This is a genomic window from Actinocorallia sp. A-T 12471 (assembly GCF_033875155.1).
In the GTDB taxonomy this organism is placed as follows: domain Bacteria; phylum Actinomycetota; class Actinomycetes; order Streptosporangiales; family Streptosporangiaceae; genus Actinocorallia.
The window spans coordinates 602,429-619,610 of record NZ_JAWZTE010000004.1; the positions used below are offsets into that span (position 1 = coordinate 602,429).

At 75.0% G+C, this 17,182-nt stretch carries 5 protein-coding genes and 1 riboswitch; all 5 genes read right to left on the reverse strand.

Going from position 1 to position 17,182, the window contains the following annotated elements; genetic code table 11:
• Position 1 precedes the first annotated feature (1 nt).
• Complete coding sequence (locus tag R9X44_RS15035) at positions 2–4,759, reverse strand: type I polyketide synthase (RefSeq protein ID WP_319814754.1); 4,758 nt, start codon at positions 4,757–4,759, stop codon at positions 2–4.
• A gap of 23 nt (positions 4,760–4,782) precedes the next feature.
• A complete protein-coding gene (locus R9X44_RS15040; protein ID WP_319814755.1) occupies positions 4,783–13,659 on the reverse strand; it encodes a type I polyketide synthase in 8,877 nt (2,958 codons plus the stop codon).
• Between the two features lie 105 nt (positions 13,660–13,764).
• Positions 13,765–15,027, reverse strand: coding sequence for a helix-turn-helix transcriptional regulator (locus tag R9X44_RS15045; protein ID WP_319814756.1), 1,263 nt, complete (start codon positions 15,025–15,027; stop codon positions 13,765–13,767).
• A 10-nt stretch (positions 15,028–15,037) separates the two neighbouring features.
• A riboswitch (SAM riboswitch) is annotated at positions 15,038–15,143 on the reverse strand.
• Between the two features lie 145 nt (positions 15,144–15,288).
• Complete coding sequence (locus R9X44_RS15050; protein WP_319814757.1) at positions 15,289–16,689, reverse strand: ATP-binding cassette domain-containing protein; 1,401 nt, start codon at positions 16,687–16,689, stop codon at positions 15,289–15,291.
• 71 nt (positions 16,690–16,760) lie between these two features.
• Positions 16,761–17,120 carry a hypothetical protein gene (locus R9X44_RS15055; RefSeq protein ID WP_319814758.1) on the reverse strand — a complete coding sequence of 120 codons (360 nt, stop codon included), beginning with the start codon at positions 17,118–17,120 and terminating at the stop codon, positions 16,761–16,763.
• Positions 17,121–17,182 lie beyond the last annotated feature (62 nt).

Genomic DNA, 17,182 nt, shown 5'->3' on the forward strand with positions numbered 1-17,182 from the left:
GTCACTCGATCCCGAGGGTTGATCCGATGAACTCGACGAGCTCGTCGTCGGTGGCGTTGTCGAGCCGCGCCGCGACGGCGGAGGGCGCGGCGCGTCCCGCGAGGTCGCGCAGCAGGGGCGCGGCGGCGGCGCGGCCGTCGTCCCCCGCCCGTTCCAGCAGTGCCTCGAGCGCCTCGATCCCGGCGAGCAGCGCCGCGTCGGGGTCGGGGGCGAGCAGCCCGGCCAGGTGGTCGGCGAGCGCTTCCGGCGTCGGATGGTCGAAGACGAGGGAGGCGGGCAGGGTGAGGCCGGTCTCGGCGGCGAGCCGCGCGCGCAGCCGGACGGCGGCGAGGGAGTCGAAGCCCTGCTCCTTGAAGGGCGCGTCCGGCGCGACGGATGCCGCGCCCTTGCGGCCCTGTACCTCGGCCACAAGCGCGCGCACGAGGTCGAGCAGGACGCGCCTGGGGTCGGCTCCGGGGCGTTCCAGCGCCTCGGCGAGGCCGGAGGTCTCGGGGGTGTCGGCGACGGCCTGGGTGCGCAGTTCGGCGGTGAGCGGGAGGTCGGGGGCGAGGGCGTCCCAGTCGGCCTCGGCCACGACGGCGTGCGCGGCGGTCACCTTGCCGAGCTGTTCTATCGCCTCCTCGGGCGGCAGCGGCCTTATGCCGTGCAGGGCGAGGGTCGCGGCGGCGGTCCCGTCGGCGAGTCCGTCGCCGCCCCAGTGGCCCCAGCCGATCGACGTGGCGGGCAGGCCGAGCGCGCGGCGGTGCTGGGCGAGGGCGTCGAGGTAGGCGTTGCCCGGCGCGTAGTTGCCTTGTCCGGCGACTCCGGCGATGCCCGCGAGGGAGGAGAACAGGACGAAGGCGTCAAGGTCGGCGGTGAGTTCGTGCAGGTGCCATGCCGCGTCGGCTTTGGCGGCGAGGGCACGGTCTATACGCGCCGGGTCAAGCGCGCTGACGAGGGCGTCGTCAAGGGCCGCGGCGGTGTGCACTACCGCGTTGACGGGATGGGCGGCGAGGAGGCCCGCGAGCGCGTCGCGGTCGGCGACGTCGAGGGCGGCGAAGACCGGCTCGGCCCCTTCCGCCGCGATCCGCGCCGCGAGGTCGGCCGCGCCCGGCGCGGCGGACCCGCGCCTGCTCGCCAGGACCACCTTGGCCGCCCCGTTGCGCGCGGCCCACAGGGCGGCACGCGCGCCGAGCGCGCCGGTTCCGCCCGTGACCAGGACGGTGCCGCGCGGCTGCCAGCCGGGGCCGCCGTCGGGCTCGGCGCGCACGAGCCTGCGGGTGAAGACCCCGCCCGGCCTGACCGCGAGTTCCCGTTCGGTACCCGCGCCGACAAGCGCGCGGGCGACGGCGTCCCAGTCCGGCTCGGGCGGCAGGTCGAGGACGCCGCCCCAGCGGCCGGGGTGCTCGGCGGCGGCGACGGCCCCCAGACCCCACGTGAGGGCCTGGACGGGCGCGGGCAGCTCCTCACCCCCGACCGCGACCGCCCCGGCCGTGAGGGACCACAGGGGGACGTCGAGGCCCTGGAAGAGGGCGACGTTGGCGGCGTGGCCGTCGCGTCCGGTGAGCGGGAGCAGGGAGAGGGCGGCGGACGCGTCCTCGGGGCTGTCGGCGATGTGCGCGCCTGCCCTGCGCAGCGCCTCGGCCAAGGGCGCGGCCCATGGGTGGCCGCCGGAGACGAGTAGCCAGGACGACGGCTCGGCGGGCACTGGCTCGACCGGCCGCCAGACGACGGAGAAGCGGCGCGGGTCGCGCGGCGCGGGCGCGAAGGACGGGGACGGCGCGAGCCAGTACCGCTCGCGCTGGAACGGGTAGGTCGGCAGGTCGACGCGCGCGGCGTCCGGGTAGAGCGCGGCCCAGTCGAGGTCGGCGCCGTGCAGGCGGGCGCGGGCGAGCAGGGCCGCGACGGTGTCGGCCTCGGCGACGCCCGCGCGGAGGGCCGCCTCGGTCTCCGCGCCCGGCACCGCCTCGGCGGCGAGCGCGGTCAGGACGGGGTCGGGACCGAGTTCCAGGAACGTCGTCGCGCCCGCGTCGGCGAGCGTGCGCAGGCCGTCGTGGAAGCGGACCGTGCCGCGCACGTGCCGCGCCCAGACCTCGGGGTCGTCGTAGGACGTGACGAACTCGCCGGTCAGGTTGGACACGACGGGGAAGCGCGGCCTGGCGGCCGGGACGCTCGCGGCGACCTTGGTGAACTCGGCGAGCATGCCGTCCATGTGCGGCGAGTGGAAGGCGTGCGAGACCCGCAGCCGCTTGACGCGGCGGCCCGCGCCGCGCAGCGTCTCGGCGACGGCCTCGGCGGCCTCCGCGTCGCCGGAGACGACGACTGAGGTGGGCCCGTTGACGGCGGCGATCTCGACGCCGGGCACGAGCAGCGCCCGCACCTCGTCCTCGGCGGCCTCGACGGCGACCATCGCGCCGCCCCCGGGCAGCGCCTGCATGAGCCTCGCGCGCGCGGCGACGAGCCGGGCCGCGTCTTCGAGGCTCCAGACGCCTGCGGCGTACGCGGCGGACAGTTCTCCGATGGAGTGGCCCGCGACGAAGTCGGGACGGACGCCCCACGATTCGAGGAGCCGGAACAGCGCGGTCTCCAGGGCGAAAAGCCCGGTCTGTGCGTAAAGGGTGCGGTCGAGATCGGCTCCGCCCTCGAACAGGACGTCGCCGACCGAGCGTTCCGCGTGCCCTTCGAGCTCACGGTCGAGCGCCGCGACCGCCGCGTCGAAGGCTTCGGCGAACACCGGGAACCGCGCGTGCAATTCCCGGCCCGCTCCCGCGCGCTGGCTGCCCTGTCCGGTGAACAGGAAGGCCAGGCCCTGACTCCCGGCCTTCCCGCGCACCACCCCGGGCGCGCTCTCCCCCGCCGCGAGCGCCCGAAGCCCGGCGACGAGTTCGGCAGCGTCCTTCCCGACGACCACCGCCCGCTCATCAAGCCAGGCCCGCCCGCCCCCGAGCGTCACCGCCACATCCGCGAGCCCCAACCCCCCGACACCCTCCTCAAGCCGCTTGGCCTGCTCCCGAAGCGCCCCCTCCCCCTTCCCGGACACACTCCACAGATAAGAAACCCCACCCTCAGCACGCTCACCAACCGCGTCCTTAGGCTCCCCGCCGGACTCAGCCCGCCCGTCGCCGACGGCGTCGCGCGCGGCAGCACCTCTGACGCCGGACGGCTTGGCCGCCCCTCCAGCGCGCTGACCGACCGCACCCTTCGGCTCCCCTCCGGGCTCGACCCGCCCATCGCCGACGACGTCGCGCGCGGCAGCCGCGCGTGCGGCGGCACCCGCGACGCCGGGCGGGGTGGCCGCCGCGTCGCCAGATTCCCGGCCCAGCGCCGGGGAGGCCACGACGGCGGAGGGTGCGGGGGCTGGGTGGGGGGCTGGGTGGGGGGTGTCTTGGGGGGTGGGTTGTTCGAGGATGACGTGGGCGTTGGTGCCGCTGACGCCGAAGGAGGAGACGGCGGCGCGGCGGGGGGCTCCGGTTTCGGGCCAGGGGCGGGATTCGGTGAGGAGGGCGAGGGCGCCGGAGGACCAGTCGACGTGGGGGGTGGGGGCGTCCACGTGGAGGGTGCGGGGCAGGGTGCCGTGGCGCATCGCCTGGATGAGTTTGATGATTCCGGCGACCCCTGCGGCGGCCTGGGTGTGGCCGATGTTCGACTTCAAGGAGCCGAGCCATAGGGGGCGGTCGCGGTGCTCGCCGTAGGCGGCGAGGAGCGCGCCCGCCTCGATGGGGTCGCCGAGGGCGGTGCCGGTGCCGTGGGCCTCGATCGCGTCGATCTCGTCGGCTTCCAGGTCGGCGGAGGCGAGGGCCTCCTTGATCACCGCGCGCTGGGAGGGGCCGTGCGGGGCGGTGAGGCGGCTGCTGCGGCCGTCCTGGTTGACGGCAGAGCCGCGGATCAGCCCGAGGACGCGGTGGCCGAGCCGCCGCGCGTCCGACAGGCGTTCCAGCAGCAGCAGGCCCGCTCCCTCGCCCCACGCTGTGCCGTCGGCGGCTGCCGCGAAGGGCTTGCACCTGCCGTCGGCGGCGAGGCCGCGCTGCCGGGAGAACTCGATGAACATGCCGGGCGAGGCGAGGACCGTCGCGCCGCCCGCGAGGGCCGCGTCGCACTCGCCCGCGCGCAGCGACCGCACCGCCAGATGCACCGCGACAAGCGACGACGAGCACGCGGTGTCGACGGTCACGGCGGGGCCGGTCAGCCCGAGCGTGAACGCGATCCGCCCGGACGCCACACTCGTGGTCGTCCCCGTCAGCACATATCCGTCGGTCCCCTCGGCGGGCAGGTGGTGCAGGCTCGGCCCGTACTCCTGGGAGATGACGCCGGTGAACACGCCGGTCCGGCTGCCGCGCAGGCTCGTCGGGTCGATCCGCGCGTGCTCGACGGCCTCCCACGCGGTCTCCAGCAGCAGCCGCTGCTGCGGGTCGGCGGCCAGGGCCTCACGCGGGGAGATCCCGAAGAAGTCAGCGTCGAACCCTGCGGCATCGTGCAGGAAGCCGCCCTCGCGGACGTAGCTCGTGCCGCTGTGGTCGGGGTCGGGGTGGTAGAGCCGGTCGAGGTCCCAGCCGCGGTCGGTCGGCAGCGGGCCGATCACGTCGCGTTCCTCGGCGACGAGCCGCCACAGGTCGTCGGGGGTGCGGACGCCGCCCGGGTACCGGCAGCCGATCCCGACGACGGCGATCGGCTCGGCGGCCGCGCTCACCGCGCTCTCGGCCTCGGCGAGCCTGCGGCGGGTGCGCTGGAGCTCGACGGTCACCCGCTTCAGGTAGTCCCGCAGCTTGTCTTCCTCCGCCATGGCGTTCTCCCTGTTCGGACGGCTCATGACAGCCGCAGTTCGTTTTCGATGAGGCGGAAGAGCTCGTCCCCGGTGGCCGCGGCGATGTCCGCCTCGGTCGTGTCGGTGATCTCCGCGAGCTCCGCCTCGGGCGAGGCGTCGGCCGACGGCTCGGCGACGGGCGCGAGCAGCTCCACGAGGTGGGCGGCGGCGTCGGCCGGGGTCGGGTGGTCGAAGGTGAACGTGGCGGGCAGCCGCAGCCCGACGGCCGCGCCGAGCCTGGTCCGCAGCTCGACCGAGGCGAGCGAGTCGAAGCCCGACTCCTGGAACCCGTGGTCGGCCCGGACGGCCTCCGGCCCGCTGTGCCCGAGGACGGCGGCCGCGGTCTCCCTGACGAGCTGGAGCAGCCTGCGGTGCCGCTCGGCCGGGGGCAGGTCGGCGAGCCCCGCGACGGCGGCGGCCCCGGCCGGCACCGGCGCGGCACTACGCGGCCTGGCGAGCCCGCGCAGGACCGGGGGCGGGGTGTCGTCGAGCCCGTCGAGATCGAGGCGGGCCGGGACGAGCGCGGCGTCGGGCGCGTCGAGCACCCGGTCGAGCATCGCGAGCGCGCGTGAGGTCGGCAGCCCCGCGAGGCCGCGCCGCGCCATCCGGCGCAGCTGGGCGTCGGTGAGCCCGCCCGTCATCGCGCTCTCCTCCTCCCAGCGGCCCCACGCGGCCGACGCGGCGGGCAGCCCCCGGTGCCTGCGCCGCGCGGCGAGCGCGTCGAGGAAGGTGTTGGCGGCGGCGTAACCGGCCTGGCCCGGGTTGCCGAGCACTCCGACCGCCGAGGAGAACATGACGAACTCCGCGACGTCGTGCTTCTCGGCGGCGAGGTGCAGCCGCCAGGCGGCGTCGCTCTTGGCCCGCAGGACGTCGTGGACCTGCCCGTCGGTGAGGTCGGCGAAGGCGGCGTCGTCAAGGATGCCCGCCGCGTGCACGACCGAGGTGATCCGGTGCGCCTCGAACAGCTCCCTGACGGCCTCGGGCGCTGCCACGTCCACCGCGACGATCTCCACCCGCGCGCCGAGCGCCGTGAGGTCGGCGCGCAAGGCGGCAGCGCCGGGGGCGTCGGGCCCGCGTCGTGAGACGAGCAGCAGGTTGCGCCGTCCGTGCGCCCGCACAAGGTGCCTGGCGACGAGCGCGCCGAGCGTCCCGGTGCCTCCGGTGATGAGGACCGCGCCCTCGGGGTCGGGGCGGCGCGGGAGCGTCGCGACGAGCTTGCCGGTGTGCCGCGCCTGGGAGAGCCTGCGCAGCGCGCCCGGCGTGCGCCGCACGTCCCACGACTCGACGGGCGGTGGCCGCAGCCCGCCGTCCTCGAACAGCACGCCGAGGTCGGCGAACAGCGCGGCGATCCTGTCGGGGTCGACGTCGAACAGGTCGAACGCGCGGTAGGCCGGGACGACGTCGGCGGGGTCGCGCAGGTCGGTCTTGCCCATCTCCACGAACCTGCCCTCGGGCCCGAGCAGGGCAAGGGAGGCGTCGGTGAACTCGTGCGCGAGCGCGTTGAGCACCACGTCGACCGCGCCGAACCGCTCGGCGAACTCGAGGTCGCGCGAGGAGGCGACGTGCTCGGCGTCAAGGCCCGCCTCCAGCAGGAGCGGCTGCTTGGCGGGCGAGGCCGTCGCGAACACCTCGGCCCCCAGGTGCCTGGCGAGCTGGACGGCAGCGCCGCCGACGCCGCCGGTAGCGGCGTGGATCAGCACACGGTCGCCGTCCTTCAGCTCACCCAGGTCCACAAGGCCGTGGTAGGCGGTGAGGAACGCGACGGGCGCGGCGGCCGCCTCGGCGTACGACCACCCGGAAGGAATCGGCGCGAGCAGCCGCGCGTCGGTGACCGCGACGGGCCCGAGCTGGCCCTGGAGCAGGCCCATCACCCGGTCGCCCGGCTTCAGCCCGCGCACGTCCGGCCCGGTCTCCAGCACGGTTCCCGCGCCTTCCGCGCCGATGCTGGCGCGGCCGGGGTACATGCCGAGCCCGATGAGCACGTCGCGGAAGTTGAGGCCCGCCGCGCGCACCTCGACCCTGACCTCGCGGCCGGTGAGGGCGCGTGCGGCCTCGGGGGCGGGCACGGCGGCGATCGCGTCGAGGCTGCCGGGCTCGGTGACGTCGATGCGCCAGGGGCCGTCGGGCAGGGTGAGCGCGTCGCGGGCGGGCCTGGCGAGGCGCGGGACGAACAGGCTCCCGCGCCGCACCGCGATCTGCTCCTCGCCGGTCGCGGCGGCCTCGGCCACCTCGACGGGATCGACCGGGCCAGGCCCGAGGTCGAGCAGCACGATCCGGCCCGGGTGCTCGGCCTGCGCGGTCCGCAGCAGCCCCCACAGGCCCGCCTCGGCGAGCCCGGGGACGTCAGCGCCGTGCCGGGTCGCGACCGCGCCCCTGGTGACGACGGCGAGCCGCCCTTCCCCGCGCTCAAGCCACCCCTGGACGAGCCCGAGCGCACGCGCGGTCTCGGTGTGCACCGCCTCGGGCAGCGACCCCGTCTCTGACGCCCCCGCGACGACCGCCCAGTCGTCGTGCAGGGCCCCGTTCCACAGGATCGTCCAGGGCCCGTCGTAGGCGGTCCCTGAGGGTTCGAGGGGTATCCAGTCGAGACGGTAAGGCCGCTCGTCTCCGGCTGCCTCACGGAACGCTGCCTCCTGGACGCTCAGGACCGGCTCGCCCTCGGCGTCGTACGCGTCGATCGTTACCGTGCCGTCCCTACCCGGCACGATCCTGGCCCGTAGGGTGTCGGCTCCCTCGCGGTGCACCGCGACGCCGGACCACGCGAACGGGATGCGCACGCCCTGCCCCGGCAGTGCCTCCCCGACGACCGCGTGCAGCACCGCGTCGAGCAGGGCGGGGTGGACGGCGAAGCCGTCGGCCTCGGCGATCCCGGAAGCCTCGGCGTAGACCGTGGAACCGTCGCGCCACACCCCGGTCAGCAGCCGGAACGCGGGCCCGTACTCGTAGCCGCGCTCGGCGAGCCGCGCGTACAGGGCGGCGAGATCGACGGGTGCGGCTCCGGCCGGAGGCCAGGCCGCGAGGGGCGCGGGCTGGGCCTCGACCGCGCCGAGCGCGCCGGACGCGTGCCGCGTCCACGACCCTGAGCCCACCCGCGAGTGGACCGCGACGGGCCTGAGCCCGTCCGCGCCGGGCGCGCCCGCGACGACCTGGAGGGAGACCGCGCCCTCCTCCGGCACGACGAGGGGCTGTTCGAGCGTCAGGTCGGCGAGCGGCCCGCCCGCCTGGAGCGCGAGTTCGGCGAGCGCCGTGCCGGGCAGCAGCACGTCGCCCAGGATGCGGTGGTCGGCAAGCCAGGGTTCCTCTTCCGCCGAGACCCTGCCGGTGCGGACAGCGCCGCCGTCGGCGAGTTCGAGCGCCGGCCCGAGCAGCCGGTGCGCCGACCCCTGGGAGGCGGGTTCGGCGGTCAGCCAGAAGCGCTCGCGCTGGAACGGGTAGGTCGGCAGGTCCGCGCGCGGGCCGTCGCCCAGCACGGCCGTCCAGTCCACTGGTACGCCGGTGACGTGCAGTTCGGCGAGCGCGGAAAGGAACGACTCGGGCTCCGGCCTGTCCTTGCGCAGCGCCGGGACGATCACGGGCACGTCGGTGCTCTCGCGGGCCAGCGCGGTCAGCGTCGCGTCGGGGCCGAGTTCGAGCAGGGCGGTCACGCCGAGGTCGCGGGCGGCGCGGACGCCGTCGTGGAAGCGGACTGCCGCGCGGATGTGCCGCACCCAGTACTCGGGGTCGGCGATGCCGGTGGCGATCCGCCCCGTCACGTTCGACACGATCGGGATGCGCGGCTCGCGGAAGTCGAGCCCGGCGGCGACCTTGCGGAACTCCGCGAGCGCGGGTTCGGTGCGGGCCGAGTGGAACGCGTGGCTGACCCGCAGCTGCCGCGCGCGCCGCCCGTCCTCCCGCCACCGCCGCACGATCTCCGTGACGGCCTCGGCGTCACCGGACACCACGACCGACTCGGGCCCGTTCACCGCGGCGAGGTCGAGGCCCTCGCCGAGGTAGGCGGCGATCTCGTCCTCGGTGGCCTGGAGCGCGGCCATCGCGCCGCCCGAGGGCAGCCGCTGCAGCAACCTCCCACGGGCGGCGACAAGGGCGCACACGTCGTCGAGGCCCAGCACCCCGGCGACGTGCGCGGCGGCCAGTTCGCCGATGGAGTGGCCGAGCAGTACCGCGGGGCGCAGGCCCGCCGACTCCGCGAGCCGGAAGAGGGCGACTTCTACCGCGAAGAGTGCGGGCTGGGTGTAGGCGGTCTGCTCAAGCAGCTCGTCCGGTCCCTCGAAGACGACGTCGCGCAGCGGCCGGTCGAGGTACTGGGTGAACTTCGCGAAGATCTCGTCAAGTGCCGCGCGGAACACCGGCGACGACTCGTACAGGCCGCGTCCCATGCCGACGCGCTGACTGCCCTGGCCGCTGAACAGGAATCCTGTGCCGCCTTGACGGACCGCCCTTCCCGTCACCAGGGCGGGCGTCTGCCTTCCCTCGGCGAGGGCGGCGAGGACGTCGACGGCGTCGCCGGGCTCGGCCACGACGACCGCGCGCTCCTCGAACAGCGCACGCGTCCCGGCCAGGGCGCGGGCGACGGCCAAGGGGTCGGCCCCCTCGGCGAGACGGTCGCGCAGCCGCGCGGCCTGTTCGCGCAGCGCCGGTTCGGTCCGCGCCGACAGCGGCAGCGCGACGGGTCCCGCGCGCTCCGGCCCCGGCGACGGGCTCGCCGACGGCGGCGGCTCCTCGATGACGACGTGGGCGTTGGTGCCGCTGATGCCGAACGAGGAGACGCCGACGCGGCGCGGCCGGCCCGTCTCCGGCCACGGCCTGGGGTCGGTCAGCAGCTCGAGTTCGCCGCCCGACCAGTCGACGTGCGGTGAGGGCGCGTCAACGTGCAGGGTCGCGGGCAGCTCGCCCGCGCGCAGCGCCTCGGTCATCGCGATGATCCCGGTGATCCCGGCGGCGGCCTGGGTGTGGCCGAGCACCGACTTCACCGACCCGACGAGCAGGGGGCGTTCCCGGTCGGTCCCGTAGGCGGCCTGGAGCGCGCCCGCCTCGATCGGGTCGCCGAGGCGGGTGCCTGTGCCGTGCGCCTCGACGGCGTCGACGTCGGCGGGGCCGAGGCCGCCCGCGCGCAGCGCCGCCCTGATGACCCGCTCCTGCGACGGCCCGTGCGGCGCGGTGAGCCCGTTGGACGCGCCGTCCTGGTTGACCGCGCTGCCGCGCAGGACCGCGAGGATCGTGCGGCCGTCGCGTACCGCGTCCGAAAGCCGGGAGAGCAGGACAAGGCCCGCGCCCTCCGACCAGGCCGTGCCGTCGGCGGCGTTCGCGAACGGCTTGCACCTGCCGTCGGGGGCGAGGCCGCCCTGACGGGAGAACTCGGTGAACATGCCCGGCGTCGCCATGACGGTCACGCCGCCCGCGACGGCCAGGTCGCACTCGCCCGAGCGCAGCGACTGCGCGGCGAGGTGCAGCGCGACGAGCGACGACGAGCACGCGGTGTCGACGGTGAGCGCGGGCCCGACGAGCCCGAGCGTGTAGGCGAGGCGGCCGGACGCGACGCTCGCGGCGTTGCCGGTGAGGGCGTGGCCGTCGAAGCCGCGCGGGGTCTCGTGCAGCCGCGCGCCGTATTCCTGTGCCATCGCGCCGACGAACACGCCGGTCCGGCTGCCGCGCAGCGACGACGGGTCTATCCCCGCGCGCTCGAACAGCTCCCAGCCGGTCTCCAGCAGCAGCCGCTGCTGCGGGTCCATCACCGCCGCCTCGCGCGGGGAGATGCCGAAGAATGCGGCGTCGAAGCGGTCGGCGTCGTGCAGGAAGCCGCCGTGCCGCACATAGGTCGTGCCAGGACGGAACTCGCTTTGCGGGGCGTAGAGGGCGTCGAGGTCCCAGCCGCGGTTCGCCGGGAACGCGCCGATCGCGTCGCGGCCGTCGCGCAGCAGCGCCCACAGCTTCTCGGGGGTGTCCGCGCCGCCCGGCCAGCGGCCGCCCGCCGCGACGATCGCGATGGGCTCCTCCGACGCGGTGGACGTCTCCTCGGCTTCGGCGTCGGAGCCGGTGAGGAGGGAGGCGACTGCCCTGGGCGTCGGGTGGTCGAAGACAAGGGTGCTCGGGAGGGAGACGCCGGTGGTCTCGGCGAGCCTGTCGCGGAACTCGACGGCGCCCGCCGAGTCGAAGCCGAGGTCGCGGAAGGCGGCGTCGGGGTCGATCGCTTCGGGGCCGTCATAGCCGAGGACCACTGCCGCGCCGCTCAGGACCGTGCGGAGGGCGGCGTCGAAGGTGAGGGCGGTGATCTCCTCCGTCACGGGGAGTTCTTCGGCGGCCGTCTCCGGGGCCTCCTCCGCGGGCACCTCCGACTCGCCGGGGAGCGGGGCTCCGGCGACCCAGAAGGAACGGCGCTGGAAGGGGTACGTGGGCAGGTCGGCGAGGTCGCCGCCCCACTCCTGCGGCCAGTGGACCGGCGCGCCCGACGTCTGCGCCCTTCCCAGTGAGAGAAGGAACTGCCTGAGCCCCGGACGGTCGCGGTGAAGGGTGCCGAACGCAAGGCCGCCCGTAGGGCCGAGGATATCTCCGGTCGCGGCGGTGAGCAGAGGGTGCGGACTCGCCTCCACGAACAGCCCATGGCCGTCCTGGACGGCCGCCCTCACGGTGCGCTCGAAGACGACGGTCTCGCGGAGGTTCCGGTACCAGTAGGCGACGTCGAGCCCCGCGGTGTCGAACAGGCCGCCGGTCAGCGTCGAGTAGAACAGCGCCTTCGACGGCCTGGCCTGCACGCCCGCGAGGTCGGCCAGGAGACGTTCGCGCACCGGCTCCACAAGGGCGGAGTGCGAGGCGTAGTCCACGGGCAGGCGGCGGACCCTGACGCCGTCCGCGCGCAGCCCGTCGAGGAGGCGTTCCAGCGCCGTCACCTCCCCGGCGACGACGGTCGCGGTGGGGCCGTTGACGACGGCGATGTCGAGGCCGTCGCCGAGCCGCGGCGTCAGCCGGTCGGCGGGCAGCTCGACCGCCGCCATGCCGCCCGTGCCGGAGATGTCGGCGAGCGCGCGGCTGCGCAGCGCCACGACCTTGGCGGCGTCCTCCAGCGACAGCGCACCGGCGACGTGCGCGGCGGCTATCTCGCCCTGCGAGTGGCCGATGACCGCGTCGGGCTCGATCCCGTGCGCCCGCCACAGCTCGGCGAGCGCGACCATCACCGCGAACAGGGCGGGCTGGACGACGTCGACCCGCTCGAGCGCGGCCGGGTCGGCGAGCGCGGCGCGCAGGTCCCAGTCGGTGTGCGGGGCCAGGGCCGCGCCCGCCGCGTCGAGCGCGGCGGCGAACGCGGGCGACTCCTCGGCGAGGGCGAGGCCCATGCCGGGGAACTGCGCGCCCTGGCCGGGGAAGACGAAGACGGTACGGCCCCGGTCGCGGGCGGTGCCGCGCACGACATGGGCGGCCTGGCCGCCCTCGGCGAGCGCGCGCAGCCCGGCGCGCAGCTCGGCGGCGTCGCCCGCGATCACTGCCCGGTGCGGGAGGTGCGTGCGCGTCTCGGCGAGTGACCTTCCGACGGTCGCGGCGGGCAGCCCTTCGACGGCGTCGGCGAGCTTCGCGGCGTGCGCGGCCAGGCCGGCCGCGTCCTTGCCGGTCACCAGCCAGGAGACGACCGGGGCGCCCGTGCCCGCCGAGGAGGGGGCGGGAGCGGGCGGCCCGGCCAGCACGAGATGGCAGTTGGTCCCGCCCATGCCGAAGGAGCTGACGCCCGCGACGCGGCGGTCGACGTCGTCGGGCCAGGGGCCGGTCTCCGTCTGCACCTTGAGGCCGAGCTCGTCAAGGGGGATCGCCGGGTTCGGGCGGACGTGGTGGAGGGTGGCGGGGATCGTCCCGTTCTGGAGGCTGAGGACCACCTTGAGCAGCCCGGCGATGCCCGCCGCGCCCTCGAGGTGGCCGATGTTCGTCTTCACCGAGCCGACGCGCAGCGGCACGTCGCGGCCAACGCCGAGGGCCGCGCCGAGCCCGGCCGCCTCGATCGGGTCGCCGACGGGCGTGCCGGTGCCGTGCAGCTCCACGTACTGGACCGCGTCACGGGTGAGTCCGGCGTCGGCGAGGGCGCGGCGGATCACGTCCTCCTGGGCCGCGGCGCTCGGCACGGTCAGGCCGTCGGTCGCACCGTCGTTGCCGGCCGCCGCGCCGAGGATCACCGCGTGGACCCGGTCGCCGTCGGCGAGCGCGTCGTCGAGCCGCTTCAGCACGATGACGACGCCGCCCTCACCGCGCACGTAGCCGTTGGCGCGGGCGTCGAAGGTGTGGCAGCGGCCGTCCGGTGACAGGCCGCCGAAGCGGGCTGAGGCGAGGTCGGAGTCGGGCGCGAGGATCAGGTTGACGCCTCCGGCGAGCGCGACCTCGGTCTCGCCCCTGCGCAGGCTCTCCACCGCGAGCTGCACCGCGACGAGCCCGGACGCCTGCGCGGCGTCCACGGTGAGGCTCGGCCCCTGGAGGCCGAGCGCGTGCGACACCCGGTTGGCCAGCAGCGCCCGGTTCAGCCCGGGAAGCGTGTGCCGCGTGAAGGCACCGGCCCCAGCGCGCTGGACGAGCGCCGCGTAGTCGCCGTGGGTAGCGCCCACGAACACGCCGACCGCTTGTCCGGCGAGCCGGGCGGGGGCGACCCTCGCCCCTTCCAGCGCCTCCCAGGCGAGTTCGAGGACGAGGCGCTGCTGTGGATCGAGTGAGGCCGCCTCGCGCGGCGCGATCCCGAAGAAGGCGGGGTCGAACAGGTCGACCCCCTCCAGGTATCCGCCGGGGACGCCGGACCGCGTCGCGACCGCGTCGCCGCCCGTCTCGAGCAGCCGCCAGAACGCCGCGGGATCGGCGGCCCCCGGCAGTCGGCAGGAAAGTCCGACGATGGCTACGGGAAAGGCTGCTGCCATGCTGTCCCCCCGGGGAAGACCGATCTCTTACTTGATCGATTCTGTCCACCGGGGGGATACCGCCACCAGATCCGCGGACCCCTAGGACCCCCTATAAGAAGGGGGTTACAGGAATTCGCTGAGTTGGCTCCTGCGCCGTGCGCCGAGCTTGCGGTAAATACGGGTCAGATGCTGTTCCACGGTGCTCACCGTGATGTACAGCCGCGACGAGATCTGCCGGTTCGACAGCCCGAGCGCGGCGAGTTCGGCGACCTTGGCCTCGGCGTCGCTGAGGAGCGAGCGGGCCGCGGCGCGCGCGGGACCGAGATCGTCCTTGGCACGTTCCGCCTCGCGCGCGTCGCCCGCTCCGCGCAGCACGTCGTACGCCTCCTCCAGCAGCGTGCGCCTGTGATCGGGGTCACCGGCCAGCGCCAGCAGGCGCAACGCCGCGCCATAGGCGCGGGTGCGCGCGCCGCCGCACGCGGCGAGCTGCTCGCGGGCGAGCACGGCCGCCTCGGCGCACTCGCCGAGCGCGAGCCTCGCGTGCCCCGCGCCGACCCGCCACGCGACGACGCCGGGCAGGTCGATCCCCCAGCGCAGCATTCGCTTTCCGCACGCGAGAAAGTCACCGAGCGCTTCCCCGGCATTTCCCGAAGCGAGCCGGAATTCCGCGCGCGCGGCGAGATAGTGCAACCCCGCGGGCGTTTCCCACATGGCGTCGGGAACGGGGACCGCGAGATATCGGATGACGTCCTCGGTCATTCCGAGCGCGGTCTTCGCCGCGATCATCGTGCCGAACGGAATGCCGATCGCGACGCCCCAGTCCTGCCACGGGATGTGCGTCAGGGCGGTCCTGACGCACTCGGCGGCCTCGGCCGGGTCGCCCTGCCGCAGCATCGTCTCGCCGCGGATCGCCGCGAACACCCCGAGCCAGACCGGGTCGCAGTGCGCGGTCGTCTGCTCGAGGAGCGGACGGCACCAGCGCGCCGCGAGGTCGGCCCGGTCGGCGTAGACGAGGGCGGCGAGCGCCCCGCTGAGCGACGCGAGCGCGTCGGTCGTCATCGGGCAACTGCCCAAGACCGTCTGCGCCTCGCGGACCGCCTCCGGTGCGGCCCGCGTCGCGAGAAGGTCGCACAGCACGTCGAATCCGGTCCCGCCCCGGGACCTCACGCGCGGCGCGCCGATCCTTTCCGGATAGCAGACCGCGATCCAGTCCTCCGCGGCCTGCCCTGAGTCGTGTCCCTGCTCCTCTACGCGCCGCAGCGCCCGTACCGCCTCGTCCGGCCGCCCGGCCCAGACGAGGTCGCGCACCTTCGCCACCGAAGGGGTGAACGCCGTCTCCACCATCGTGTCCGCGGCCGTCTCCGCGAACGCACTGACCACAACCACAGTTCGTCCTCACCGTTGCTTGTGGCGCGAACGCCACCTGGCCTTCACCCGGGGCACCCCGCATCAGTGAGGGTTGCCGGCCAGCTAGCCGGGGCTTGACGCTGGCACTCCTTGCCGACCCCTCCATAATACACACTAATTAAGTAGGAAATACATGAATTCGGTCACGGTTCGGGGGCCTTGTCGCCTTTCCGTTGCCCCCTCTCGCGGATGTGGGACGGCTGCCGTTTCGGGGAATTCGTGTGTCGTTTCCTTTGTCGGTCAGGCGCGGACTCCGTCAGGACGGCTGTGCACCGACCATCCGCCGCTGGAATCGCTGTTCGGGGAGACGATCTTGCCCGCTTCGAGGACGGCGACGGAGTCGCAGAGCCCGGCCGGAACCTCGTCCGGGTGGGCGAGGACGAGGTGGCCGACGCCGCGCTCGTCGCGCAGCCCGGCGATGAGGCCGACGAGACGCGCGCGGCCCCGCGCGTCGAGTCCGGCGAACGGCGCGTCCCACACCAGCACCCGGGGGCCGGTGGCGAGCGCTTCGGCGACGGCCACCAGCCTGAGCGTCCCGCCAGGGAGTCCGCCCACCGCGCGGTCCAGCAACTCCTCGGGCAGGCCGACGGCGTCGAGCAGTGCGACGGCGGTGTCGCGACGGCCGCCCGGCAGGGGTCCGCGCGTCGCGGCCTCAAGGACCCTGCCGACCGTGCGGTGCGCGGCGAGCCGCTCCGCCGGGTCCTGCGGCACCACGCGCACCGCACGTCGCGCCGCCTTCCAGGCCGCGCGCCCTTCGACCGGCTTCCCGTCGAGGACGACGGTTCCGGCGTCGGCCGGGACCGTCCCGTCGAGGACCCTGGCGAGCAGCGTCTTGCCCGCGCCCGGCTCGCCCGCGACCCCGACGACGCCCGCGCCGCGCACCTTCACCGACGCCTCGCGCAGCGCGACCCGGCCCGCGATCTCCTTGCGCAGCCCGCGCGCTTCGAGCATGACCCCTCCCCCGCCTCCCTTGCCGAAAGCCGCGTCGTCGTCCCGGCCAAGCAGGGCACGGGTGACGGGATGCACGGGCGAGGCGAGCACGTCGCGCGCCTCGCCCCGCTCCACGACCTCGCCCTCGTGCAGCACGAGCACCCGGTCGGCGACCTCCGCGAGCTCCCCGATCCGCTGCGCGGTGAGCAGCAGCGCGGCTCCGGCCGCCTTGCGCTCCGCCAGCGCCCGCACGACCTCGCGGCGCGCGAGCACGCCGAGCCCGGCGAGCACCTCGTCCCCGACGACGGAGTCGGGCCGCTCCCCCAGCACCCGCAGCACCTCGGCGGCCCGCCGCGCCGCCCACCCGCCCCGACCGGGCCCGCCGACGGAGTCCGCGGCGAACGCCGCGTCGATCACGCCGACCCGCGCGCCGTCGATCCGTGCGACCCGCGCGCTGATCCGCGCCGCCTGTCCCGCGCGTCCCGTCAACGCGCGGAGCAGCGTGCTCTTGCCCGCGCCGGTCCCACCGAGGACGACAACGCAGGCTCCCGCAGCCACTTCCACCGACACATCACGTACCGCCCGCAAAGTCCCGAACGTCACCCGCAGTCCCCGCACCTCCAACAAAGCCGCGACCCCCGCCCAATTCTCTACCTTGCCGATAGACTTAGAATACCTTCCCGTTTTTCCCGGTCTTCGCACACTTTGCACCGACCCGAGGCGGTCGATGCCCTAAACGCAAAAAGCCCGCCCTCCCGGAAATGCCGGAGGGCGGGCCGCGGTCAGGCTTTGGCGCAGCGGAACGAGGTCGGCTTACCCGTCAGGGACGCGACCCCCGACGGGGTGACGTCGGCAATCCTGCCCATCGCGTTCTCGTACTTGAACAGGGTGCAGGTGGTCCCCGCGGGTTCGGTGCGGGCCGAGCCGAGCTTGGCGCGGTAGGGGTCGGGGATCGTGTAGGCGGTGCCGGTGTCCACGCCGTACCTGTCGCAGGTCTTGAAGTCGGGTTCCTGGCAGAGGGTGATCGCGACCACCTCGGACGGCGCGGACGGCGCGGACGGCGTGGGCGGCGGGGTCGCGAAGGCGGGAGAGGCGACGAGGACGATGACGGACGAGAGCGGCAAAAGGGGGCGGAGGCGCATCGAGTCCCTTCCGATGACTACGCAGTGCGTATAAAAAGCTACGCGTAGCGACAGGAAGGAGT